Source organism: Vibrio sp. STUT-A16 (genome assembly GCF_026000495.1).
In the GTDB taxonomy this organism is placed as follows: Bacteria; Pseudomonadota; Gammaproteobacteria; order Enterobacterales; family Vibrionaceae; genus Vibrio; species Vibrio diabolicus.
This window is the reverse complement of record NZ_AP026766.1, coordinates 1,541,962-1,566,260: the sequence shown is the minus strand read 5'-3', so window position 1 is coordinate 1,566,260 and position 24,299 is coordinate 1,541,962. Positions and strand designations below refer to the sequence as shown.

Below are 24,299 nucleotides of genomic sequence, written 5' to 3'. Positions count from 1 at the left end.
ATGTTAAGCTTTTTCAAACGCTATAAACTCCACCACACCGTGAAACAGCCGCAGCATTACCCTTTTTCTTTTATGACAGTGTGTGAGTATTTGCCACCCATGTCTAAGGGCGCGTTTGAATTAGCTGATCAAAGTTTGGAAAATGCTAGTGATTGGCTATACCAACAGCATGATCATGAAACCGCTGAAAACTTTGGTCACTTCAACCACGACAAGCTGGAAAATGGCGAGTTTCAGGAAGCGTTAAGCCTTTCGCTTTCTCGCCACTCCATTCCTGTTTTAGTAACTAACTGTACCGAGGCAATCTTGTCCATGTTACCTGTGGTCGGGTCCTATCGAGACGAAGTGGGTGTGGTAAATATTGGACATGACATGAATTTGAAGCCAACACTTGAACCACGTTTAGGCTCGGCATTCCATTTTGCGCTTTCTCGCTATCAAAACGTGCGATTATTTTTTGCTGGTGTTAGCGAACAAGATACAAAGCAAGAAACGTGGGAATACGCGGAGGATCAAGGTTGTGACTGGGTAACCGATAAAGAGTTTTCTTTCCGTCATCGCAATAATGTAAAGCAGTTAATCGGCAATTACCTCGACCATTGCGACCAAATAATCCTCAGTATCGACCTTGGCTCCCTAAAAACCAAAAACAGCCTTGATGGTACCTCAGAAATTGATATCCAAATGGTTCTACGCACCATTAGGCAATGTCTGGTTGCAGGTAAAGTCAGAGCCATTCAACTCGTAGGCGATCGCGATCGTCTGGTCTATTCGAGACAAACGAAAGCCATACTAGAAGAGTTATATCAAATGGCTCCACTCATTGTTCACGCAGCCTAGGATTAAGTTCTGTTCAGAATCAGGACGCTCAAGCTACTGATTCTGAACCAACATGGTTAATTATTATCTTTTACCAACAAATAGTTACATGAATAAAGCGACTCATGTCACACTTAGCTATTGAACTAATCTCATACTTACGTTCTAATAACGCCACTATACTTTGGTATGACATACGAAATAAAAATAGCCAAAGTTCAATAAGTAAGCGGATTAAAAACCAAAAACACCGCCGACATTTCAACTTCTGTGAGCACTTGCTCACGCTCGCTTGATGCCATCTTGTTCCACTTTTTTAGGACATTTGATGATGCGTCTTTGCAGTATTTTCGCTGCGGTTCTTGTTTTACCGCTAGCCTCACACGCCACCACTTATGACGTCAAAGATCTATCTGAGTTAGGTCAACTTTGCTCACACAAGAGTTTTAGTATCGAAAGCGATGGCACGACTTATCGCTGTACAGGGGAAATAGTCCTACCCGCAGGTGACAAAATTGTCTCCTCATTACCGGAAAAAGAGATAACGTTAAAAGCAGATTATGGCATTGTGTTAGAGGGGAACAATACGATTGGTGAACCCAATAAGCGTATCTCTCTACACGCACTCGCTACCGGATTAACGGTTAACAATGAGAAAGCTTCAAGCATTGACGATTACCAAAACAAGCACACTGTTATCTATGGTGATCTTCTATCGGCTTATCCAACAAAGCTGCATAACATTCTCATAGACGGGAATATTAAGCTAACAGGTTCGACACTTCACATTGATGGAGCATACAACACCATTATTGGTGAGATTTCGACACACAGCACGACCGATATATTCAATGCAAACATCTGCGGTAAGGTCGAATCACAAGGCGACACACTACACCTAAAAACAAACCATCCTTTACAAGATCATTTTGTCGTCGGTGACATTGTGGCGCACAGTTCTCTGCTTATTGATGACATGGAGATCTACGGCACTACTGAGACTAAAGGAGCATCTGCCGCATTGAACGGTTCGTTCTATGGCTCTACTACAGCAATTAAATACTTCCAAACATTGAACTTCAACAACGCTCCAAATCAGCCAAGTCAAGTTTGTGGTGAAATCCAACAAACGCCAGGAAGTGCACAAACGAAAGCACAAGACAACAGATACACGCAATACTGTGGATTGGGCGACACTGATTGTCACTACTCTTCTCAGCTCTGTCCGATCACCCCTCAAGATGTTCCGAATTGCAGCATGCAACCTCCATCGGAGAACGACTTCGACCTAAGCGTCACACCATCGGACGATATGGCACTGATGTGCGGCGACGATCTTCCGCAATTTACAGCAACAACAACCAATAATGGAGAAGTTGTAAGCGCAGAAGTCAGTGCAGCCCTATCACACCCTGACTTGTTCACTTTAGAGGTGGTCAAAGGTAAGCAGATATTAAAAGCAAACCAATTTATGTCTGACGACAATGGTGAGCTCGTTGTTCGAGTGGTCCCGAACGATATTGATACCATCGCGTTAGGTACTAACTACACGCTGACTTTCACTATGACAGAAGACACCAGCAAGCATCAAACGGTTAGCTTTATGTTTACGCCATTTATGTTTGAGGCCTACTCTAAGACGAAAAGCGCCACTTTAAATGAAATACGCGTTATTGCAGGTAAACCAGAAAACGTGCATACGCGATTGCTTGCTTGTGCTTCCACCGGCGAACCTGTAGTCGCAAGCAACTACAATGGTACTCCTAAGGTTTTTCATCCATTGGTTCAACCATTAGGAGGAAGTGAAGGAAACTTTAGCTATTCAGCGGAATTTAAAGACGGCTTGTCTGAACATGGTCTTATCACGAACGAGTCCGGCATATTTGAAGTGACATTGTCCGATCATTTTGAATGTGAGGGATTTGAAGAGTGCCCAGAAGAAGGCAAAGTGGAAGTGAACGGAACATTTAATGTGTACTCGCGACCATGGACACTGGCTATCTGTGACAACCAACGTGCTTTGCCTTCTGGCACCTCTGAACAAGGAGATGGGTTTATTGCCGCCGGAGAACTTTTCTCTCTAACAGTGAAGCCGATCATTTGGCAAACTGACGGCTCTGTAAGTGGTTCTGTTGAATCAGCACGTTATTGTGATGCCTCTATCACCCGTAATTTTATGCTTGATGACGCTCCAGCAGCATCCGTTGTCTTGTCGGGTGAGCAACATACGCCATCAGAGACAGCGAACCAAACCTCGAAATTGCTAAAAAGTAGTTACTCACTGGCTCAGGCGCATAATTCAGCCAAGAATGATCAATTCGTCTTTAATGGATTATATTGGGAAGAAGTCGGGAGCTTGAGAGTAAAAGCAAACCTAGAAAGTAAATATCTAGGTATGACTGTTAACGAAGGCTATCGTTACATCGGTCGTTTTTACCCAAAATATTTTCAAGTGCAAGACCAAGAATGGCACTACCCACATGGCCAAACTTTTGCTTACATGAATCAACCTTTTGAGAAAGTCACTTACGATGTTGTCGCACTCAATGCGAATAAGGAAAACGTGAAGAACTACGTCCACTTTTCATCTAACCTTCAACAACATTTCGACTTAGGCGAGCTAAGCTCATACTCCGATCGGTTTTTGCCGCCTAAGCCTAAGAAGGTAGACTGGAAACTACTGGGTAACGCGAGTGTTGGAACGTTTGTGATCGAGAAGCCGTCGACCAATGCGACTTGTAACAATAGCCCATGTTGGAAAAAGAACACGACCGACAAACAATACCCTGATGGCCCATTTAATAAAGGGACTAACAGTGACAGCAGCAAAATAGGTATAGTCACGACTAAAGCCGTTGATGAGGTAAATTTCTTTGATAACAGCGAAGTGCTCACTCAACAACCGGACATTCGATTCGGTCGTTTGAACTTTCAAGATGTAGGTGGCAACCAAGGCATGGTGATCAAAGTGCCACTTGATGTGGAAATTTGGCAAAACGGTCGATTTACGACTAACTTCGATGACAGCTCAACAACGGCGAATGGTGAATATTACTTCAGCACGCCAATTTGGTCTCATGTGCCAGCAAACAACGCCCTGCTTTCTGGCGTTGGAACGATGAGTATTGGCAGAATGACCGATATCGTTGCAAGCCAAATTGACTCAGCGCGCGAGCAAATACAATTCCACCTAGATTTAGACAGCTCAGGCAATCGCATCCCTTGGCTGAAATACGACTGGGATAGCTCTACAAGTGAAGAGGAAAACCCACCCGTCATTGTTACGTTTGGTATTCACCGAGGAAACGATCGCATTATTTATCGTGGTGAACCCAATATGCTTGGCCTAAATTAACGCGAAACGGCAAAAAAAAGAGCCCCTCAATTGAGGGGCTCTTTTCATCACAAACTGATGTAATTTACTTTGCGCCACGACGCGCTTTCAGGCGCTTCACCATAGCAAGACGACGCTCTGCCGACCCTTGGTCTGTTGCCGACTGGTTCGGATTATTACGACGACCTTGACGATTCTTGAATGCTGGTTTTGAGTGCAGCTTTTCAATGTAAGATTCACGCTGTTTTGGTTCATAGCCTGCAAGCTCAATACGGCGAATGCGTTGCTGGATTAGATTTTCAACCTGAACCACCGTGAGCTCTTCATCTCGGTTTACAAATGAAACAGCATGACCTTGTTTACCTGCACGGCCCGTACGACCAATTCGGTGAACGTAATCTTCCGCTAGGAAAGGCATGTCATAGTTCACAACGTGAGGTAAGTCTTCAATATCTAGACCTCGAGCAGCGACATCGGTAGCCACCATGACACGTGCTTTACCGGACTTAAACTCTTCTAGCGCACGACGACGAGCGCTTTGAGCACGGTCACCATGACAAACCACCGCTTTGATACCATCAAGTTTCAGCTCTTTTACCACTTCGTTTGCGGTCTCTTTATAGTTCACAAATACCAACACTTGTTTCCAGTTTTTGCGACCAATTAGCTCTGAAAGCAGTTCCGTTTTTCGCTCTTGATCAACTGGATATAGCACGTGAGCAACTGTTTGTGCCGTAGTATTTGCACGCTCTACTTCGATACGTTTTGGTTTACGCAGAATGTCTTTCGCTAACAGATTTAGCTGGCTTGAAGTCGTTGCCGAAAACATCATGATTTGTGGGTCTGTATCCACATCCAGCATGATCTTACGAACTGCATGAATAAAGCCCATATCCAAGATACGGTCTGCTTCATCAAACACCAAAAACTCTAAGTGTGCCACCGAGACATTACCTTGTTCGATGTGTTCTTCCAATCGACCAGGTGTAGCCACAAGGATATCAACACCATTTTCCAGTGCCGCAACCTGAGAAGACATTTTACGGCCACCGAAAATCGCCGCCACCGACAGATTTGTGTACTTCGTGTAAGCTTTGATGTTGTCAGCAATTTGTTCAGCAAGCTCGCGAGTTGGAGCCAAGATAAGTGCACGAGCAGTCTTACGAGAAGCGCTACGGTTACTGTCTAACAACTGCTGAATCATAGGCAGAGAAAACGCAGCCGTTTTACCAGTACCTGTTTGTGCTGTAGCGAAAATATCATGGCCTTTGCGAGCCATTGGAATCGCCTTCTGTTGAATTGGCGTTAACTTTTCATAACCGCATTCTGCCAGTGCTTTAACCACTTCTGGCGCAAAACCTTGAGATGAAAATGACATTGAGCGTATTCCTTAAACAAACCACTAAAAATAGCTTTAAAAATTTAGCCGTGCACTATACCCGAATTTGAGTGATTTATCTCACTTTTCTCATTGAAACGCTACAAAAGCAAAAACGGCGAACGCAGACAGATTGCTGGCTCACCGTTTCCGTTTAACATTTGTTCGATTTAACGCTTGATGCCAGACAACTGAAGGAGAATTTGCTCAAGTTCATCCCATGGCAACAGCTGAGAATCTATCACTTCTAATCGTGATTCAAACCCTTCTAAGCTGATTTCATTCACCGACACGACTCGGTTGGCAACATTAAACGCGTAACACCCCTGATCCGTGTTGACCACCGCTTTAACACGTTCAGCCGTTAAGTCCGAAAGCATTGAGAAGAGTTTATCAAAATCAAACGTGTACTCTGCCCCAAACAACCACCCGCAACTAAAATACCCTTGCCCTTTGTTCTCTTTACGCACAAAGGCTTCACCTGGCGGCAACTGGAATTGAGGCTCTTGGTGAGCATGGTCATGATGATGTGACTCGATATGGGAAGAAGCGCTGCCGTAAACCCGTTCGATATCCAAGACTTCTATCGGTAACTCACCATCATGAATAAGCTTACTGAATACTTTTGAGGGAGATTGGTCCGTCACCCAGTCATTAAACACATCAATGTCGTGACTGGTACAAAGGTCAACCTTACTGCCTATAACCACATCTGCGCTGTCTAACTGGTCCACGAAATTTTGGTTAGAAAGATATTTTTCATCACTTAAGTTACGCGGATCAACCAGAGCGATCGTCGCTTTTAGATCAACGTAAGGTTCATACTGTTCTGAGGTAAGCGTCGCGATAACCTGTTTTGGATGACCAAGGCCTGTCGGCTCAATCAATAAACGGTCCGGTTTTTGGCGCAGTAACGCGGTAATACCGACCGACATTGGCACGCCCGCCGTGCAACACATACAGCCACCCGGCACTTCTTTAATCAGCGCACCTTGGTCGGTCATCAATGCACCGTCGATGCCAATCTCACCAAATTCATTGACCAAAACCGCCCAGTTTTCGTTTTCCGGTTTGTTCTTCAGTAGATTTAAAATCGTGGTCGTTTTACCGACACCCAAAAATCCGGTCAGTATGTTGGTTGGTACTCGATTTGACATGCTTATCTCCGACACGTTAGTGCATTAATGCTCCAGCAAAGTATACGGAGAATGTGACTCGCTTCAACGCTTTTTATCGCGCTCATCAAGCTCATTGCGTGATGCGTGGGTACACATTTTTTGAGAATGATCAGAGTGACTTATCAACTCTGAACGCTTCATATCAGAAAGATACATACTGGTGTAAATGACGCAGGTAAAAAACGCGATAATAGCGACTACGATGGGAAGAACTCCGAGTGTGTTTTCGAATTTAAGCGCAGCGATAGCCAATGCGAAAACAACGACAGAGATAAGTGCGATAGACTTACTTTTGTTGCTTTTCATGATAACTCGCCTTTCGTAAGGGTAGCCCCTAATACCTCCTGTATTAGGGGAGTGCCAGTTTGAACAACATCCAACCTGACTATTCAATGCTACTCCTTTCGCTACTTGTGAAATTTGACAAAGCTAACATTTATTACAACATCAAACGATGAACTTATTACTAGCTTTCAGACACTTAGTGGACTGTAAAACGCTTGCTAGCAAATCGACCCGCCGCTGACCAATATGTCGTTTTCATTGGCAATACAAACTTGAGCCACCAGCCTTAGCCCTTCGACTATCATCTCCAGAGACATGGAAGGCTGACGGCCATCTGCTGCTTGTTCTGGCAATAATGGGATATGAACAAACCCATGACGAATAGGTTTGTCTTTTAGATAATGTTGGATGCCATAAAAAAGGTGGTTACATACAAATGTTCCGGCACTGTTGGAAATCTGGCTAGGTATCCCCTGCTTTTGCAGCGTTTGAACAATACGCTTTATCGGCAGCGTCGAGAAGTAAGCATCTGGGCCATCAGCCACTACGGGTTCATCAATCGGCTGATGACCACCGTTATCTGGAATACGAAAATCATCCACATTAATTGCGACACGCTCTGGGGTGATCGCGCCACGTCCAGCCGCTTGCCCAACGGTAATCACACAATCTGGTTGGTGCGCTTCTATTGCATCAATAACGGTATTCACTGACTCATGCCGAATCACAGGAACTGGGCAAGTAACGATCATGGCATCTTCTATTGCCGCAGCCTCTAATCGCTTGACCGCTTCTAAGGCGGGGTTAATGGCGTCACCACCAAAAGGTTCAAAACCGGTAATCAGGACTTTCTTCATAACAGCCTTTAGGAAAAGAGTTTCACAAATTATTGCACTCCCCTTCACCCCATCCAATAGCAAAAGTATTGTTGACATAAACCAGACAACATTATGTGACTCATGTCTAACCAGCGAGGGTTGTCATCTTTATTGAATCTACACAAGTTCCGGACTATCGAGACTAACTATCGATGATTAGTGGCAGGGCTTGGCTCTCTCATTACATGACTCACGCAGAAACTTGGTTTCCACGCTTATCTTAGGTAGAGTACGCGACCGCAATGCAATTCGAAGAGATTGAATACAATGAATATTGATAACCATGTAATCGAAACGATTGAAGAGTTAGAGGCATTTCTGCATTTAGTAGAAAGCGGCGCTCTGGGTCTTGAAGGTGTCACTGGCGTTGCGCTAGCCACCACTAATACCGATGGCCGTCCATTTGTTGCCGTATTAGGAGAAAAGCACCAATTGCTCCTTGGCCGCTGGGTTTCGCAGCACGTATATGACAATGGTAAAGACATCGTTCGTAACGGCTCAAACAGAAAACACTAAGCGCTCAGCACCATCTATAACACCATGCCGTCTTATACACCAAGCGTATGCTTTGAAAGCAATGCGCTTGGTGTACTTAAAAAATAAAAAAAGAAAAGGCTAGCCTTTATTAATTTTGTCGGTATACTGCACATCAGCTCTTACGGAAAGAGCTATTAATGTAATTAAAGATCAAAGTTTCTCTCAGTTCCACATCGAATTCCTCGTTTACGTTCCTGCGACAAAATAGTTATCTCTAAAATCATATAGTAGCACTTGATATTAGCTAAAAATTCAATATTTAAAACAATCAAATATAGAGGTATCTATGTCTAATAAATTAACTGGTTCAGTAAAATGGTTCAACGAAACTAAAGGTTTTGGTTTTATTTCTCAAGACAATGGCGGTGATGACGTATTCGTTCACTTCCGTTCTATTGTTTCTGAAGGCTTCAAAACTCTTACTGAAGGCCAAAAAGTATCGTTCGTTGTTGAACAAGGTAACAAAGGTTTACAAGCTGCTGAAGTAACTGCACTGTAATTCTTTGTGTGGCATCAACGTTGTTGGTGCCACAATCCCCTTCCACTTATTGCCGCCCTTACTATTCTCTATCTAAGTTTATATACCCAAATCACTTACCTCTCCCACACCGTCATTAATCACTTTCAATAAAGTCACTTTGGTATACATCTTTAGGTAATCACACTACCTACCTTGCAATTCCAGTTTGGAATTAAATTAATCTGATTCATATCTGAATCACTTCGCCTCATGCTTTGCTCATATAAATAAAGTTTATAAAATAAAAGCGATTGGCGAATATAAGAGAAAAAAATGAAATTAAATATATCCGCACAATCAATAAATTCTAATAATTACGAGCACATTATCCCTAGCCGAGACGTTATCCTTAGCCTATTCGATAAAGTTAAAAATCACTTAAGTCACGAGCAAATTTCTCGCTCTACTGGCTTAGATGAGAAACCACAAAAAGACGCTTTAAAAAAACGTTTACGCGCTATGGAGCGCGATGGCCAGTTGATTTTCACGCATCGCCGTGGTTATAAGAAAGTCGATCAAACCGCTTTGGTTTCTGGAAAGGTCAGCATTCACGCAGACGGCTTTGGTTTTGTCACTTACGACAGTAATGAAAAAGACCTTTTCTTACCTAAACACCAACTTACTAATGTGTTTGATGGCGATATCGTACTGGTTCTGAAAGGCAATGCTCAGCATCAAGGACGCTCAAATCATCGTTTCATCAAAATAGTGGAACGAAAAACAACACACATCGTGGGCTTGTTAAAGAGAAAAGGTTCGAACTTCTATCTAGTGCCAGAAAGCGCGAAACTGACTCAAACCATTCATGTCACACCAAATGATCTTATCACCAAAAGTGCCGGTAAACTCGTTCATTGTAAAGTCACTGCCTATCCAGATCACAGACAATCAACAACGGTTGAAGTGGCGGAAGTATTAGGGCGTCCGGGAGAAGCAGGGATTGAAGTTAAATTGGCGTTACGTCGACATGGCATCAATGATCATTGGGATGATGAAGTTCTTCACGCCGCCTCCGCATTTGGCAATCACGTAGAAGAAAAAGACAAAACGTCCCGAGTGGATTATCGAGATTTACCGTTCGTCACTATCGATGGGGACGACGCGAAAGACTTTGATGATGCCGTTTACGCATACCAAATGGACAATGGGCATTGGAAGTTATTCGTTGCGATTGCAGACGTATCTCACTACGTTCAGCCAAACGACCATTTAGATCTTGAGGCGCAATCTCGTGCAACGTCCGTTTACTTCCCCGGATACGTTGTACCAATGCTACCAGAAACATTATCTAACGGTTTGTGCTCGCTTAACCCGAATGAAGACAGATTGGTTATGGTATGTGAGATGACCTTTGACGACGAAGGTAACATGCTAGATTCAGAGTTTTCTGAAGGGATCATTCACTCGCATGCTCGTTTAACTTATAACGAAGCTTACCGCATTGTTTCCCAATCAGCGGAAGCAAAAACATACCAAGGTAAGAACCCAAAACAAAACATTAAACAGCATCTGGTGAATCTCCATCGCTTGTATTTGAACCTATCTGGTCAACGTCAAGTCCGTGGTGCCATTGATTTTGACACGCAAGAGCTTTCATTCACGTTAAACAATAAAAAGAAAATCGCGTCCATCGTTCCTGTAGTTCGAAATGATGCCCACCGAATGATCGAAGAATTCATGCTGTGTGCCAACGTTGCCACCGCTCAATTTTTGCAGCAACAAAAAATACCGAGCTTATACCGCGTGCACTCTGGTCCTCAGATGAAAAAACTGTCTTCATTAAGAATGATGCTTGCAGACAAAGGGCTAACGCTTGCGGGTGGTGATAAACCAACTTCTCATGACTACAACGCATTACTGGAACAAGTACGAGATTTAGATGAGTGTGATGTGATTCGTACCCTACTGCTACGTTCTCAGAGTCAAGCCGAGTATTCGCCGAAGAATATGGGTCACTTCGGTTTAGCCTATGACGCATACGCACACTTTACTTCGCCAATTCGTCGTTACCCAGACTTACTCGTTCACCGCGCCATTCGCGCTAAACTTCGAGAGCAAAAAACAGGCAAGCTACGCAGTCTGCTCATGAAACTAAAACCTATTCGTCAATTGACAGGTGCTGCGAACAACTACCCTTACGATACAAAAGTAATCGAGCAACTGAGCGTGCACTGTTCGCATCAATCTCGTCAGGCAGATGAAGTGAGTCGAGAGGTTGAGTCAGCACTGAAATGTCATTACATGAAGCCATTTATCGGGCAACACTTCATGGGGACGGTGTCTGGAGTCACACACTTCGGAGTATTTGTTGAGTTAGAGGAAAGCCGAATCGAAGGTCTCATTCCTTTATCAAGTTTTCAAAATGGAGAGTTCGAATTTGATGCAGTCAAACAAAAAATTTCTAGCCAGAGCACCACGTTTACTTTAGGGACTAAAGTGCACGTGTTAGTTAAAGACGTCGATTCGAAACAAAGAAAGATCATGTTCAATTTAAAAGATGCAGAACACACGGTAGGTTAGTCTGTTTTCTAACCCATTGTTCAAAAATAAAAAATAAGCTTTAGATATCGCGATTAACTTGTGACATTTAGCTGACATCAGCTCATTCTAAAAACCTAATATCTGGCAAAGGAAACGAATCTAACTTTTGTTTCCAGACACCATCGCAGAGTGTATTTCCAGCACTCTGTTTGCCTCGAGAGGTTCTTATGACAGCCTAGGATCTCTCGGGGCTTTTTTGCGCCTCTTAAACCTTACCTTATGTTGTATCCAACCCGTTACCAACCACACAAATTGTACTTTTTAACTAGTGCACTAGATCGCGAACTCTGATTTAAGCAACTGATCACACAACCACTTCTAAATTTTGGGTATAAAAGTATCAATACTTTCGTTAACTAGGATGTAAATAATGAAAAACTCGTTTGATCTCACCATGCCCAATGAAGAAGGATACTTTGGTGAATACGGTGGTAGCTTCGTGCCGCCGGAGCTTGAACAAATCATGCGTGACATCAACGCAGCTTATGAGGAATGCAGCAAAGATCCTGAATTTAAAGCGGAGCTTGCTCGCCTGTATAAGCACTTTGTTGGACGACCTAGCCCAATCTTCCATGCGGAAAACTTGTCAAAGAAATACGGAGCAGACATCTACCTAAAGCGCGAGGACTTAAACCATACAGGCGCACATAAAATTAACCACTGCTTAGGAGAAGCCATTCTCGCTAAAAAGATGGGTAAGAAGAAACTGATTGCTGAAACTGGCGCAGGGCAACATGGGGTCGCGCTTGCGACAGCCGCCGCACTGGTCGGCTTAAAGTGCGATATTTACATGGGTGAAGTTGATATTGCCAAAGAGCACCCGAATGTCGTCCGTATGAGAATCCTTGGTGCCAATGTCATCCCTGCCACTCACGGGCGCAAGACTCTCAAAGAAGCGGTTGATTCTGCCTTCGAAGCCTACTTAAAAGATCCTGACACACAACTTTATGCGATAGGCTCTGTCGTTGGCCCTCACCCATTCCCTAAAATGGTACGAGATTTCCAATCAATTATCGGTAACGAAGCACGAGTTCAATTCAAAGAAATGACAGGCAAGTTACCCAATAATCTCGTCGCATGCGTTGGAGGTGGTTCTAACGCGATGGGGCTATTTACTGCTTTCTTAGACGATGAACAAGTCGCTATTCACGGCGTCGAGCCCGCGGGCCGCTCTTTGCAAAAGGTTGGCGAGCATGCTGCAACACTCACACTTGGTGAGCCAGGTATTATGCACGGATTTAAGTCTTACATGCTCAAAGATGAGCAAGGCGAACCTCAAGAAGTGTACTCTGTAGCAAGTGGCTTGGATTACCCTTCGGTTGGGCCTCAGCATAGTTACTTAAAAGACATTGGCCGTGTCAATTACGGCTCAATCACTGATGACGAAGCAATTGATGCATTCTTTGAACTGTCTCGCGAAGAGGGGATTATTCCAGCGATTGAATCCTCACACGCTGTCGCTTACGCGATTAAACTCGCGAAGCAAGGAGAAACTGGCTCAATTCTGATCAACTTATCCGGTCGCGGTGACAAAGACATTGATTTTGTCGTTGAACACTACGGCGCAAAATACGGCATTGAATCAATCATTTAGTCCCTGCTTGGTAGGCTAAATGTCTATACAAAAAGCTACCTATTACTAGGTAGCTTTTTGTTTGCGCCTTACTTTCCCTACATGCGCTTTGAAGGCTTAACTACACAGTCCAAACCTTTTACTTTTGAGAAATAGGCATAGCTTGAGAAAGCCCTCTCACTCACCACTCCAACTATGCCTTTAGAGCATAATTCGATTAACCGATCAGAGCAGGAATGCCCGGAAGCTGACCAACGACAGCAAGGGAGCCTGCACAGACGATAAATGCAGTACCAGGAATCAGGTATTTATCTTTTCTCGAGAGTTCGTTGGCACGCTCATGGTCGCCGATAAGTCCAAGGTTATCCAGCAGCATAGTGATTGCCCAACCAAAGACTGGATTAACGAATGCACAGGCAAAAATACAGATACCTGCACTGAGTGAGTCTTTATGCTTATGGATCATCTGCATGCCCGCCTCAAGAAGTGGTAAGAATACACCGACAATCAAAGCAACGCGCAGAACAGGTTCCCACATCGCTAGATCCATAGGATAACCAATTACCGCCGCGGCAATACACATGAAACCCGTTAACAGTGCGCCACCTGGAATAGGACGTTTGGCAATTGCGGCTGGAATCATGTACGTTCCCCAAGAAGAAGCTAGGTTTCCGCCACCTAATAGTGAGCCAACTCCCTGACGAACAGACGCTCCGACCATCGTGTCGTCGACATCCATGAGTACGCCTTTCGCTTCTTTTGGGTAGTTAAGTTCTTGAAACACACGATGGCCGAGATAATCAGGGGACCACATAGCGACTGCCAGTAGCGCAAATGGAGTCACGGCAATAAAGTGCTCTAGGGTTGGCCAGCCTAGTTGCCAGCCTGTATCTTCACCCCACCAGTAGAATGGACTGAAATTAGGCAGGCCCGGCTCAGTGGTAAAAGCAAACTCAGCGCCCATCACATAAGCAACAATACCCGCGAGAGCCGAACACAGTGGGATTGCCAACCAACGCTTGTTGATCTTAGCTAGGTAGGCATAAACCATAACCGTTAGGCCTATGACCACAAACGAGATGTAACCTTGATCCGTACTAGCAGCCCACGCCTCAGTCTTATTAATTTGTCCGAGCAACCCAACAGCGCCTAGGTAGATCAATAACCCTCCTCGAACCCCAATGCCAGTCAAGGTCATGAGTTTAGAACCGCCTTTAGTCAAAGCGAGAATTAAGCCAAAAGCACATACCATCAAGCCAAGCGCCAGAGGATGCCCTCCTGCGGCAGCAATCATGGGAATCAGCGGTATCATTGGGCCGTGGGTACCGGCTAAGTTTGCGTTCGGGTTTAGGATGGCAGAAAACAAAATAACGAACAAAGCACCCGCGATAAGCAATTCGTAACGCACGTTTTCTGCAACGAACTCCGGAGATAAACCGAACTGAGCAGCAAATGCAGCAACCATGGCGGTGACCATCACCACTTTACCAATGGTTGCGGCTAATGCAGGCACCCAGTCTTCGATTTCAATACTGTAATCACGTGATGGCAAATGAATACCCCAGCGACGAAAGCTCATGATGGTTAAATCATGGTTTAGAAAGTCTTCACGACTTTCAAATTCATGCGGTTTTTTGCGCACATCCCTGTAAAAGGTCTTACTTGAGTCAGACATTGAGCTATCCTTTGTTATATTTCAACGTTGAACTATGCCAACTAGAGTTTCGCTTGGTATACAGACCAATACGAGACAACACTCACATCAAACATCGAGGCCACACCAAGAAAGTGGTATGGCTAATTTTTGATTTGAACCTATTAAGCATGTATTGCTATCGGTAGGAATATTAGACATTAGTAAAAGAACAACAAAAATCTCACTTATCACACAAAGATTTAACATTACATTAGAGTACGCTGATCTTTAGTGAGAGTTTTTGAACAGCAATTCAAGAAGAGGAACAATCGCAACTCCACCTGTGCTTTTCAAGGTAGAAAAACATGTCTGAATTCACACAGGTAAATGGTTAATTGTGCTCATGCAAGTACGCACTAACAACATCAAATCGAGTTGCAACCCAAACCATCGCTGCCTGACTATAGATATCTCTGTAATGTATAGTTTGCTAAACTCCACCCTTTGATGAGTAAGGCCCCTAAAATGATGACTGACGAAGAAAGAATCGAACTGCAACGAAACAACCCACTGCACGGGTTAAAGCTAGAAACTATGTTGCAAGAGTTGGTGGATTTTTATGGCTGGGACATTCTAGATACAGCAATGCGCTTTAATTGCTTTAACACTAAGCCTTCGATTGCAAGTAGTGTGAAGTATTTAAAGAAGACCGAATGGGCGAGAGAAAAATTAGAAAACTTTTACCTTTATCGCTTTAAGCGCATGCCACGCGCAAGTGAAGAAGAATATGATTTACCACCGAGAGCTCGTACGTTCCCGCATGGTCTTGAACCTAAAGAGCCAATGCCGCTAACCGTTGACTCTATCCTCAAGTCACAAGCTAAAGCTGCATCCGCATTTAAAAAACGCTCACCTCGTGGACGTCCGACGCGTCGATAGTACATAACCTTGAAAAGCAATAGAGCCCTACTGGTAGCTCCAGCAAGGCTCTATTGTTCTTTAAAGAAATGGCTAGAAGAAAATACTCAAGCTAGTGCGCCCCCTTCTCCAGCGCCTCCCGTAAGTAAACTCACAGGTTGTTTACGTATTCTATTGACTACGCTTTTTCTTCTTTTTACCCGTACCTGCCGGCTTTGCTCGCGGCTTCATTGGTAAAAAGTAGGCTTCACTCTGATCGTCTTCCACTTCAAAACCTACTACCTGCTCGCGTTCAAGTTGGAACTTATTTTTCTTTTCTATCACTTTGAAATGGTGGTAGTCATCGTAATCGATAAGAGATAACCCTAGACCCACTTCACCAGCACGACCACTACGCCCTATTCGATGCATATAGTCAGCAGGACTACGCGGGAGATCGAAGTTAATCACCACTGGCAGCTTTTCAATATCAAGGCCACGTGCTGCGATATCGGTGGCAATAAGAACTTGAATCTCGCCAGACTTAAAACCGTCAAGTACACGAGTACGAGCGCCCTGCCCTTTATCACCATGGAAAACTTCAGCAGTAATACCGCGTTTTGACAGCTTTTGAGCTAAATGGTTACAGGCATTCTTAGCATTCACAAAAATCAAAGTCTGTCGCCACTGATGCTGTTTGATTAAATGCGCAAGTACCGCCGTTTTCTCACCTTTATTTACACTAAACACGCGTTGCACCAAAGTGCTGGCTTCTGCGCTCTGCAACTGAACTTCAACAGGGTCGCGGAGCAAGTGCTGAGCAAGCGTCGTGACTTTATCAGGGAAAGTAGCAGAAAATAGCAGCGTCTGTTTCTTCTCTGGCAGTAACGCAAGAATCTTATTGAGTTCTTCGGTAAATCCGAGGCTCAACATACGGTCAGCTTCATCGAGCACGAGCGTTTTTACTTGGTCCAACTTAATCGCGTTACTGGATACCAGATCAAGTAATCGACCCGGCGTAGCTACGATAATGTCACAGCCACCGCGAAGCTCCAGCATTTGTGGGTTCACCGATACACCACCAAATACGGCAACCGTTTTGATCTTATCTCTAAGGTGGTATGAGTAAGATTTGACGTTGTATGCCACCTGTGATGCCAGCTCACGAGTTGGAACTAAAATCAGGTGAGAAACGAAGTTACCACGGCGATGATTTGTTTCGTCTTGCTGAACAATTTTTTGCAGAATTGGCAGCGAAAAAGCAGCGGTTTTACCAGAGCCCGTATTGGCACCGCCAACAATATCTTTCCCTTCAAGGATATAAGGAATGGTATGAGATTGAATGGGCGTCGGTTGGCTGTATTCTAACGCTTCTAGTCGCTCGACTAAGGTTGGAATCAGGCCAAGATCGGCAAATGTCGCTTGCTGTGTTTTATCTGTCATTACGATGAGTGGCTCAGTGCTAGTAAAGGCCGTGTATCTTATGCTATTTCGCGTCTGGATGTTAGAGATAATGGCCCAAACAGAAGATTGGTGAGAGAAGCACGTATTTATGTTGGGTGAGTAAATGTATGTAAACCTCAGTACATAAAAACGAACCTAATTTAGGTAAGCTCTTAGCAACTATATGCCACGACTCGAAAAGTAACGCGTGGGTGAATCGCCATAGACCCGACGAAACATCGCGATAAAGTTACTGGGCGTCGAATAACCCAAAGCATATGCAACCGCTCCTACAGATTCTCCGCGTGCCATCATTTCTAACGAATGTATTAGCAGTGCTTGTTGCCGCCATTCACTAAAACTCATGTTTAACTCACTTCGAATCAATCGTCTTAACGTCCGAGATGAGACGGCCCCGATATTTGCCCAATGCTCCACAGAATGTTTGCTGTTTGGGTCTATTAAAATTGCTTGAGTAACTTTTTGCAGTCTCGGATCTCTGGGCTGTGGGATGTGGAGTGACTCATGAGGGCTATTGACGATTTCATCAGATATTACGGCAAGAATACGTAAAGACTGTATGGATAGATCGTCTGTTTTGCTCCATATCGATGCTCTAACCGATAGGGCTTTCAACACATCGCTCATTTGGATCACGCAAGGTCTCATTGGAAACCGCTCACAACTCTCTGGAGTAAACAGTAATGAACGACCTTTCAGAGAACCACAAAAATAAACACTGTGCATCGCACCCGGGGGGATCCAACCAGCTCGGTGAGGTGGTAGTATCCACGTTCCTTCATCGGTTTTGACCTGAATTAGCCCTTCATCTATACACAGTAACTGGCCTCGATGATGACTGTGCCAATTATGTGGCCGTTGCTCCAAATGGTTGAAGTCGCTCCTTTCATGCTGCCACTCCTTAGCGATCAACGCGGCGCCATTTTTCCATTCGCTGTAATCAGAGTTTGTCACTTTATTTACTCAATTCCATTTTGGCCATTATTCATTATTTTCTGTCCTCTTAACGTTACCATAGCAAGTTAGCGTTCGATTAACATTTTAACAACGACCATTTTTATCGAAGGCAGAACCATCATGAACGAACCTATCTTTATTATCTATTACATTACAGCAGGCTTGGGCATTGGCTTTCTCGCTGGACTCGTTGGTGTGGGTGGTGGTGGAATGGCCGTCCCGATTTTTGCGTTTCTGTTTTCACTACAGGGAATAGCTGATACAGAAGTGGTCCATCTTGCGTTAGGGACATCAATGGCTTCGATGATTATTACAACATTGGGCAGCATGCGCGCTCACTACAAAAAAGAGAATGTAGACTCGACAATGGTAGTAAAAATGTTGAGCGGAGTTCTAGTCGGAACATTTTGCGCCACATTCGTAGCATCGTATCTACAGGGGATCTATCTGGCAGGTTTTTTCAGCGTATTCATGTTGTATGTTGCTTATAAGATGTTTCTCAACACTGAAAATGAGTACAACCCTAACCCACATGGGGCTATCGGTAATATCACTGTAGGCTCGGTGATTGGCTCTGTATCAGCACTTGTCTCTATAAGCGGTGCGGGGTTGATCATCCCCTATCTTGTCCAGCAAAATTTTGAGGTAAAACGTGCTATTGGTACCTCTGCTGCGATAGGTTTCCCTATCGCGCTGTCAGGAAGCCTCGGTTACATGTTAAACGGATGGGGAAACACAGATTGGAACAACTTAGTATTAGGATACATATACCTTCCTGCAATGCTCAGCTTCTCCATTAGTAGCTACTTAACTACTAGCCTCGGCGTGCGTTGTGCAGAGTATTTCCCAAATAAAGTTCTTAAGAAAATCGTTGGTATTTTGTGTGTTCTTCTGAGTTTTAAAATGCTGGTACAAGTACTTAATTAGGGCAAGTAATACAGTCATCAGTATGTCTTGCAATATGTTGTGGGGACAAGCCTGAAAAACTTACTTCTCGCTTTGCAGGTCCAAGCACACAATGTGTAAGAAAGCTCCGCATTGTTGCACTCTTATGACTTTGTTAAGCCAGCCAGAATTACATCCAAAATTTGTTGGTGATTATCCTTTCTGGAAACCTCGTCACGCTCCTGGCAAAGTGCTTCCTCCCCTTCTGATGCGAGAATTTTAATGCCACGCTCAGTACATTCTGCGAACGCACTAAACTGACTCGCACTGGGAATCTCTTGAAATGTCACATTGGGAAGAGCAACAAGTGATTCGGCTGGTGTCAGTGCGGGATGTAGCCGATCAGAAAGCGTCACCACGGTGATAGCATTGTTCATCAAGGCCAGAGTTTCATGGACAAAAGTTTTCGTTAGCTCAGGGTTGATAACGACGACCGATTTCAGTTTGCTTTCAGACTGAAATCGGGGGAATTTTTGATCCGGGATGTTGGTAATATCAACGTTATTTTCACGTAACCAATGACAGTCTACATTGGTGACGTTGTGGCACGATGTTCGATATTTTTCCGGGCTTATTTGCGCTCCGGAGAGCATCAGCATAGATGTCCCGCCCAGAAAAAAGCCGACACCCTGCACTGCATCAGTATCTACGCCTCCGGACAGTATCCCGACCGAACTTAATTCGTTCAGCCCAAGCACCAAATCACTGGTTCTGAATGTGATTTCATCAACAGCCATTTCTGCATTGATTTCGTTCGGTGCAGGAGGCTTTGGTACAACAACGACATAACCTTGTTGCGCCAGGCTCGAGGCTATCCAACCACTATGGGAAAATGCTGACCGTGTTCCGCCCTGCGACAAAAGCACAACGGGAAATTTTCCACTTGCTAAAGGGGCATCTAACTGCGTTTCGACTGACTTAAAAATGTTACCCCTACCAAACGTGAAGTTGGTTTTTCCGTTCGTTGTGGGATACCAGTAGTAGACTTCCACAGGCTTGTCTCTGTCTTCACTGAATACCGTTTTGACTGTTAGCGCAGAATGGTATTTCGGCCCATTCGTACTGGCGCTGACACTGACACACAATGAAGCGAGTAGAAACGACATTATTATTTTGGTTTTCATTTTTACCCCAGCCGGTCAACACATTATTCTGCACGGCATCTGGAAAAAATAACGCGCAGGAGATTCTCCATATATTTTGCGAAACATAGCAATAAAGTTACTTGGAGTCGAGTAACCCAAAGCGAGTGTTTGCTTTGAACTACGCCAACAAGCTTTTGGACAAAAGTGAGTCAGTGGATTTTCTAATTTAGCTATCATTGAATAACTTTTCGTATCCCAAAATGTCAAAGATCGTTGTTGTCAGCGGTGGTAGATTTGCGCGGACGTGGAACTGGACATTTTCTTTCAGAGTGTTGAACTCAATCGAAATACCTAGCTTGCATATAAATGCGCAATAAATAATATTCACCTAGAGCATATACTTAAACACCACTTCTTAATCGTTCTTCAAGAGCCGTGATACATAGCTGTACGGCTAGTGGAGTGTTTTTATTGAATGGATTTCACGCATAAACGGGATTCTTAGGTAACATCATATCTGGTAATAGAGACACAACCTCTGGCTCAATCTGAGAGAAATAAAAGTCGGGAATGATACCGATACCAGCTCCTGATCTAATTAAAGCCAAACAACTGTGAAACGAGTTAGCGATACAGTCGGCCTCTTTCTCATAAATCATAGTTTTGCCCGTCTTTGACTTAAACTTGTGCCGAACGAACTTGCCTTGCCAGTGGTTAGCGATGTAGGGTTCCTTATCGATATCATCAAGTTTTATGTCTGGAATGCCACAGAAAACATCCCTGAACTCACCAATCCGTTTTTGCTTGAGATTGCTATCCTGCGAGCTACCGACTCTAATTGCCAGATCCACATCGTGCTTCATAAGATTTAAGGCTTGATCATCACTGATAAGCTCAGGTTTAAGCTTCGGATACCGCCTCATTAATTCTGCTACCACAGGTGTAACTAGTATCTCCATGAGTGCACTTGGAGCAGTTATACGTATGCGCCCCTTTGGTTCAACCTGAGATTCCTGAGCCTGTTCCCACGCTGAATTGGCAATGGAATTGATCTCTTTACAGTTTTGATAGAAGACTTCTCCTGTTGCAGTTAGCGCCTGCCTTCTTGTAGTCCTTTTTATTAGCGTCAAACCTAGCTCTTGTTCAAGAATTTTCAAGTGTTGACTTACCACTGATTTGGAAAGGTCGAGCTTGAGCGCAGCAGCTGAAACTGAACCTTCTTCAACAATGTGGGCAAAGATAGACATCTGCTTTAGTCTATTCATTTATTGTTCTCTTTAATTAAACAGTAATTTCAATTATCTCTGTTTTTCTTGGTAATTGATATGTTTAACCTAAAACTCGAAACGCTACGATATTAATTGAGGAGATTGTGATGTTAGAACGTGATGTATTAGCTGCTTGCAAGAAGGGCATTGAGGATTGGAAAAAGGCATTCAATACACAGGATGCTAAAGGATGTGCAGATCAATATACTCAAGCCTGCACAATGCATGCCCGACCATTTGGTACTTTTGAAGGTAAGGATGCCATTCAAGCATTCTGGCAAGATATTATGGATAAGGGGTTCAGAGACATAATCTATACCGATGTCAAATGGGAGCCGTGTGGTGACGATGGTTATATTCTTTCTTCGAAATGGACAATGAATAATGTCTTTGGTGTTGTGCATCGAGAGCACTGGGTTGTTGAGAGTGACGGACATGCCCGATTGGTTCATGATGATTTTGAAGTCCAAGGTGAGCGTTAATAGTGAGAATTGCGGCACACCGCCTACTGATAAAAAATCCAGAGATCACTCTGGATTTTTATCAGAACCGATTAGGTATGTAGCGAAACTAAAGGACAGTCGCACTACTACCTGTCCTTTGACTCAGAACAAACCATGTTGGAATTGAGTTATCAAGCAGAAACCAATATGACCGAGTCTAGATAGACGGGCGCAATCGAAGGATATTGGAAATGTAACATCGTTGTAGATGGTTTAGATTCTACCCGTAGCAAGATTATCGAACATGGTCTTCTTATCGGGGAGTGCTTTGACGTTAAAGGGCTTGCCTACTTATATCACCTGACTGACTATTGCATTGAAATTATTCATAAAAACCTCAAAAAGTGCTCTCAAAGCTCCTAGGCGGATGGGTTCTGAATCTTTTAACCTTTCAACTCTTAAAATTAAGAATATTGAAAAAGGCATCAAGTTCTATACGTCTATTAGGATGAAGTTGTCCAATACATATCGTTCTGAGCAAAGTAAAATGACTCTGTTCTTTCTAGTCTTTGAAAAGGATAGCGAAAGCATCCGTAAACCTTCAAATATCATTCAGGAAGAAAGTTTATGGTAATTTCCATATACGATATTAGAACTTCAGCATTTAAGTAGAATGGAGTAAAACCTCAACTTCCATTACTGAATTGGCTCCGAGACAGGATTTTTGGAGTTAGAGTTGTATTGTGAACCAAAGGCGTTCACACATTTAGGCAGCGGCTCCCCCACCTACAATGACATTTATGGTGTCAATGAAATGTTCTGCCACTGAGTATTCACACTATCTCGTTAGAAAGTGCCCACTGTGACGGCTCTGGAAAAAGTGAGATATAGCAGTAAAACTCTCTCATTAGTAAAAGATCACAAGTGCATTTGCTAATTCGATTCGAAATAGGAAGTGACTTGAAAATAGGCTCAGTCATTACTGAGCCATGTCTTACGATTTTCATTCCACTTGAAGTAATAGTTTGCCTTGGGTTTGACCTTGTTCAAGCTCTTCATGAGCTAAAAATGCACAATCAAGTGGGTAATGACTATGAATATGGATCTTTAATTCATTGTTTTGTATCAGCTCTTCAAGCTCTTTAATCGCTCGAATGTTGTCTTGCTTACAAACTGAGCCACCATTAAATACTTCAAACTTTATCGATTTCATGAATGCATTAGTGATAGCTGATTCGAGCTGAGGCGCTTGACTACTTTGGGCAAAACCGTACCAAATGATGTGGCCGTTTTCAGCCAGTAACTCGATATCTCTTGCAATCGTATCTCCGCCAGTGGCATTAAAGATCAGATCTAACCCTTCAGGAAATTGTTGAAAAATGGTTTTATTAAGCCCAGGGTTTTTATAATTGAGTACGATATCCGTGCCCAATTCCTTCACGAAACTATATTTATCATCAGAACCTATTAAGCCAATAACCGTATAACCTTGTTTTTTTTAGAAGTTGTACCAATACACTACCGACACTGCCTGCTGCACCATGTACCAACGCAATTTTATTTTGAGCATGATTCACTCTGTATGTTAACAACATTGCTGTTCGAGCGGACATAGCAATACTACTAGCAATATCTTTTTGAAGTGTTACTGGGACAGCCACTTCCCAAGATTGTGTGCTTTGTGTATCGATGATCACATATTCAGCGTATGTTTGGTTTCCAGCAAAGGCAACCAGCTCACCAACTTGAAAGTTTTTAACGTCGTTGCCTACCAACTCTACAATGCCAGAGCCTTCCATTCCTAGAGTAAATGGTGGAGTAGGGAGCCCTGGGAAAGCACCTTTTCGGATGTACGTGTCAGCGTAGTTTATGCCACTAAATGCCACCTTAATTAGAATTTGTGTTGAAGTAATGGTTGGTTTTTCTACTTCACTAGTAACTAGGTTTTCGATGCCACCAAATGCTTTTAATTGCACTGCTTTCATAAGTTGTTACCTATTTTATTTGTTTAAATTCGCCTAATTTCTAAACTAAAATCCGTTGGGGTTATCTATAATGTAAACCCAGCCACCATCCACATAGCGCATAACTTCAAGAGCTGTTCCTGTCATAGTATTTGATATCTCCCACTCCGAGCGAATCATGGCAACGTCATTATTAATGTGGATAGATACACTTTTTGTCACCATTTCCACATCACCTTGCATGAATGTTTTTAATACCTCTTTTATTTCGTCATGACCTTTAGCTTGATTGCCCTCTTTATCGAGGACGAGTACTGCATCTTTATCAAAGAGAGTGCTCAAACCTTCTAAATCGTGCTGGGCAAAATACTGTCCAAAAAGAGCGTGAAGCTCTCCAGGTGTTTGAGGCTTGATATATTCCGCAGCTTGTAGGCCAAATGAGAAAATAGGGAGAAAAAGTAAAATAAATCGCATAATTAGTCCTTGATTATTACTGCGCCAATGTAAACCCAATTGGTGCGTTGTTGATTTGATAACAATAATGAACTTAGTTACTAATTAAAATTAGCTACTAAAAAGTAACTAGTTACACAAAGG

Annotated in this window: 20 protein-coding genes and 1 pseudogene; 9 read left to right on the top strand and 12 right to left on the bottom strand. The window is 43.5% G+C overall.

Features of this window, described 5'->3' with window-relative positions:
• On the top strand, positions 1-840 hold the full coding sequence (locus OO778_RS23710) for an arginase family protein (RefSeq protein ID WP_006742009.1): 840 nt from the start codon (positions 1-3) through the stop codon (positions 838-840).
• A 307-nt stretch (positions 841-1,147) separates the two neighbouring features.
• On the top strand, positions 1,148-4,174 hold the full coding sequence (locus OO778_RS23705) for a DUF6701 domain-containing protein (protein WP_258614131.1): 3,027 nt from the start codon (positions 1,148-1,150) through the stop codon (positions 4,172-4,174).
• Positions 4,175-4,238: 64 nt separating this feature from the next.
• Here OO778_RS23705 and OO778_RS23700 read toward each other — a convergent pair whose 3' ends face one another.
• The 4 genes from OO778_RS23700 to pcp all read right to left on the bottom strand — a co-directional run bounded on the left by OO778_RS23700 (position 4,239) and on the right by pcp (position 7,851).
• Positions 4,239-5,531 (bottom strand): DEAD/DEAH box helicase, encoded by a 1,293-nt coding sequence (locus tag OO778_RS23700; RefSeq protein WP_005386186.1) that lies wholly within the window; start codon positions 5,529-5,531, stop codon positions 4,239-4,241.
• A 170-nt stretch (positions 5,532-5,701) separates the two neighbouring features.
• The gene (locus tag OO778_RS23695; RefSeq protein WP_017635758.1) at positions 5,702-6,688 is read right to left on the bottom strand and encodes a GTP-binding protein; all 987 of its coding nucleotides are present in this window, start codon (positions 6,686-6,688) and stop codon (positions 5,702-5,704) included.
• A gap of 63 nt (positions 6,689-6,751) precedes the next feature.
• Positions 6,752-7,015 carry a hypothetical protein gene (locus OO778_RS23690; RefSeq protein ID WP_005391057.1) on the bottom strand — a complete coding sequence of 88 codons (264 nt, stop codon included), beginning with the start codon at positions 7,013-7,015 and terminating at the stop codon, positions 6,752-6,754.
• A gap of 197 nt (positions 7,016-7,212) precedes the next feature.
• Positions 7,213-7,851 carry a pyroglutamyl-peptidase I gene (gene pcp, locus OO778_RS23685; protein WP_264911944.1) on the bottom strand — a complete coding sequence of 213 codons (639 nt, stop codon included), beginning with the start codon at positions 7,849-7,851 and terminating at the stop codon, positions 7,213-7,215.
• 288 nt (positions 7,852-8,139) lie between these two features.
• Here pcp and OO778_RS23680 point away from each other — a divergent pair, with 288 nt between their 5' ends.
• The 4 genes from OO778_RS23680 (at position 8,140) to trpB (ending at position 13,064) form a co-directional block, all read left to right on the top strand.
• Positions 8,140-8,388, top strand: a complete 249-nt coding sequence (locus OO778_RS23680; RefSeq protein ID WP_104970129.1) for a hypothetical protein — start codon at positions 8,140-8,142, stop codon at positions 8,386-8,388.
• A 307-nt stretch (positions 8,389-8,695) separates the two neighbouring features.
• Positions 8,696-8,908 carry a cold-shock protein gene (locus OO778_RS23675; protein ID WP_005375644.1) on the top strand — a complete coding sequence of 71 codons (213 nt, stop codon included), beginning with the start codon at positions 8,696-8,698 and terminating at the stop codon, positions 8,906-8,908.
• 294 nt (positions 8,909-9,202) lie between these two features.
• Positions 9,203-11,449 carry a ribonuclease R gene (rnr, locus tag OO778_RS23670; protein WP_264911941.1) on the top strand — a complete coding sequence of 749 codons (2,247 nt, stop codon included), beginning with the start codon at positions 9,203-9,205 and terminating at the stop codon, positions 11,447-11,449.
• Between the two features lie 391 nt (positions 11,450-11,840).
• A complete protein-coding gene (gene trpB / locus OO778_RS23665; protein WP_048625224.1) occupies positions 11,841-13,064 on the top strand; it encodes a tryptophan synthase subunit beta in 1,224 nt (407 codons plus the stop codon).
• A 196-nt stretch (positions 13,065-13,260) separates the two neighbouring features.
• Here the strand turns inward: trpB and OO778_RS23660 are convergent, their stop codons facing one another.
• Positions 13,261-14,718, bottom strand: a complete 1,458-nt coding sequence (locus OO778_RS23660; protein ID WP_182035728.1) for a DUF3360 domain-containing protein — start codon at positions 14,716-14,718, stop codon at positions 13,261-13,263.
• 486 nt (positions 14,719-15,204) lie between these two features.
• Here OO778_RS23660 and OO778_RS23655 point away from each other — a divergent pair, with 486 nt between their 5' ends.
• The gene (locus OO778_RS23655; protein ID WP_005391068.1) at positions 15,205-15,618 is read left to right on the top strand and encodes a VF530 family DNA-binding protein; all 414 of its coding nucleotides are present in this window, start codon (positions 15,205-15,207) and stop codon (positions 15,616-15,618) included.
• Between the two features lie 150 nt (positions 15,619-15,768).
• Here the strand turns inward: OO778_RS23655 and OO778_RS23650 are convergent, their stop codons facing one another.
• On the bottom strand, positions 15,769-17,019 hold the full coding sequence (locus OO778_RS23650) for a DEAD/DEAH box helicase (RefSeq protein WP_264911938.1): 1,251 nt from the start codon (positions 17,017-17,019) through the stop codon (positions 15,769-15,771).
• Between the two features lie 180 nt (positions 17,020-17,199).
• The gene (locus tag OO778_RS23645; protein ID WP_074189961.1) at positions 17,200-17,994 is read right to left on the bottom strand and encodes a helix-turn-helix transcriptional regulator; all 795 of its coding nucleotides are present in this window, start codon (positions 17,992-17,994) and stop codon (positions 17,200-17,202) included.
• Between the two features lie 123 nt (positions 17,995-18,117).
• Here OO778_RS23645 and OO778_RS23640 point away from each other — a divergent pair, with 123 nt between their 5' ends.
• Positions 18,118-18,924 (top strand): sulfite exporter TauE/SafE family protein, encoded by an 807-nt coding sequence (locus OO778_RS23640; RefSeq protein ID WP_074189960.1) that lies wholly within the window; start codon positions 18,118-18,120, stop codon positions 18,922-18,924.
• A gap of 122 nt (positions 18,925-19,046) precedes the next feature.
• Here the strand turns inward: OO778_RS23640 and OO778_RS23635 are convergent, their stop codons facing one another.
• Both OO778_RS23635 and OO778_RS23630 read right to left on the bottom strand, forming a co-directional pair.
• Complete coding sequence (locus OO778_RS23635; RefSeq protein WP_074189959.1) at positions 19,047-20,066, bottom strand: hypothetical protein; 1,020 nt, start codon at positions 20,064-20,066, stop codon at positions 19,047-19,049.
• Positions 20,067-20,428: 362 nt separating this feature from the next.
• Positions 20,429-21,292, bottom strand: a pseudogene (locus tag OO778_RS23630) (LysR family transcriptional regulator).
• A 110-nt stretch (positions 21,293-21,402) separates the two neighbouring features.
• On the opposite strand from OO778_RS23630, the gene OO778_RS23625 reads away from it, so the two are divergent.
• Positions 21,403-21,777: a nuclear transport factor 2 family protein gene (locus OO778_RS23625; protein WP_074189956.1), complete on the top strand. Its 375-nt coding sequence runs from the start codon at positions 21,403-21,405 to the stop codon at positions 21,775-21,777.
• 964 nt (positions 21,778-22,741) lie between these two features.
• Here OO778_RS23625 and OO778_RS23620 read toward each other — a convergent pair.
• The 3 genes from OO778_RS23620 to OO778_RS23610 are packed head-to-tail and all read right to left on the bottom strand — an operon-like array spanning position 22,742 to position 24,176.
• Positions 22,742-23,179: a zinc-binding alcohol dehydrogenase family protein gene (locus tag OO778_RS23620; protein ID WP_258459408.1), complete on the bottom strand. Its 438-nt coding sequence runs from the start codon at positions 23,177-23,179 to the stop codon at positions 22,742-22,744.
• A gap of 16 nt (positions 23,180-23,195) precedes the next feature.
• The gene (locus tag OO778_RS23615) at positions 23,196-23,723 is read right to left on the bottom strand and encodes an alcohol dehydrogenase catalytic domain-containing protein (RefSeq protein ID WP_249373364.1); all 528 of its coding nucleotides are present in this window, start codon (positions 23,721-23,723) and stop codon (positions 23,196-23,198) included.
• Between the two features lie 45 nt (positions 23,724-23,768).
• Complete coding sequence (locus OO778_RS23610; protein WP_074189953.1) at positions 23,769-24,176, bottom strand: nuclear transport factor 2 family protein; 408 nt, start codon at positions 24,174-24,176, stop codon at positions 23,769-23,771.
• Positions 24,177-24,299 lie beyond the last annotated feature (123 nt).

Bases quoted from the DNA above. Each gene is read 5' to 3' on its own strand.
- OO778_RS23640 (WP_074189960.1), top strand. From the start codon at position 18,118: ATGAACGAACCTATCTTTATTATCTATTACATTACAGCAGGCTTGGGC.
- OO778_RS23660 (WP_182035728.1), bottom strand. From the start codon at position 14,718: ATGTCTGACTCAAGTAAGACCTTTTACAGGGATGTGCGCAAAAAACCG.
- OO778_RS23695 (WP_017635758.1), bottom strand. From the start codon at position 6,688: ATGTCAAATCGAGTACCAACCAACATACTGACCGGATTTTTGGGTGTC.
- OO778_RS23700 (WP_005386186.1), bottom strand. From the start codon at position 5,531: ATGTCATTTTCATCTCAAGGTTTTGCGCCAGAAGTGGTTAAAGCACTG.
- OO778_RS23610 (WP_074189953.1), bottom strand. From the start codon at position 24,176: ATGCGATTTATTTTACTTTTTCTCCCTATTTTCTCATTTGGCCTACAA.
- OO778_RS23615 (WP_249373364.1), bottom strand. From the start codon at position 23,723: ATGAAAGCAGTGCAATTAAAAGCATTTGGTGGCATCGAAAACCTAGTT.
- rnr (WP_264911941.1), top strand. From the start codon at position 9,203: ATGAAATTAAATATATCCGCACAATCAATAAATTCTAATAATTACGAG.
- OO778_RS23675 (WP_005375644.1), top strand. From the start codon at position 8,696: ATGTCTAATAAATTAACTGGTTCAGTAAAATGGTTCAACGAAACTAAA.
- OO778_RS23650 (WP_264911938.1), bottom strand. From the start codon at position 17,019: ATGACAGATAAAACACAGCAAGCGACATTTGCCGATCTTGGCCTGATT.
- OO778_RS23635 (WP_074189959.1), bottom strand. From the start codon at position 20,066: ATGAAAACCAAAATAATAATGTCGTTTCTACTCGCTTCATTGTGTGTC.
- OO778_RS23655 (WP_005391068.1), top strand. From the start codon at position 15,205: ATGATGACTGACGAAGAAAGAATCGAACTGCAACGAAACAACCCACTG.
- OO778_RS23710 (WP_006742009.1), top strand. From the start codon at position 1: ATGTTAAGCTTTTTCAAACGCTATAAACTCCACCACACCGTGAAACAG.
- OO778_RS23690 (WP_005391057.1), bottom strand. From the start codon at position 7,015: ATGAAAAGCAACAAAAGTAAGTCTATCGCACTTATCTCTGTCGTTGTT.
- OO778_RS23625 (WP_074189956.1), top strand. From the start codon at position 21,403: ATGTTAGAACGTGATGTATTAGCTGCTTGCAAGAAGGGCATTGAGGAT.
- OO778_RS23680 (WP_104970129.1), top strand. From the start codon at position 8,140: ATGAATATTGATAACCATGTAATCGAAACGATTGAAGAGTTAGAGGCA.
- OO778_RS23705 (WP_258614131.1), top strand. From the start codon at position 1,148: ATGATGCGTCTTTGCAGTATTTTCGCTGCGGTTCTTGTTTTACCGCTA.
- trpB (WP_048625224.1), top strand. From the start codon at position 11,841: ATGAAAAACTCGTTTGATCTCACCATGCCCAATGAAGAAGGATACTTT.
- pcp (WP_264911944.1), bottom strand. From the start codon at position 7,851: ATGAAGAAAGTCCTGATTACCGGTTTTGAACCTTTTGGTGGTGACGCC.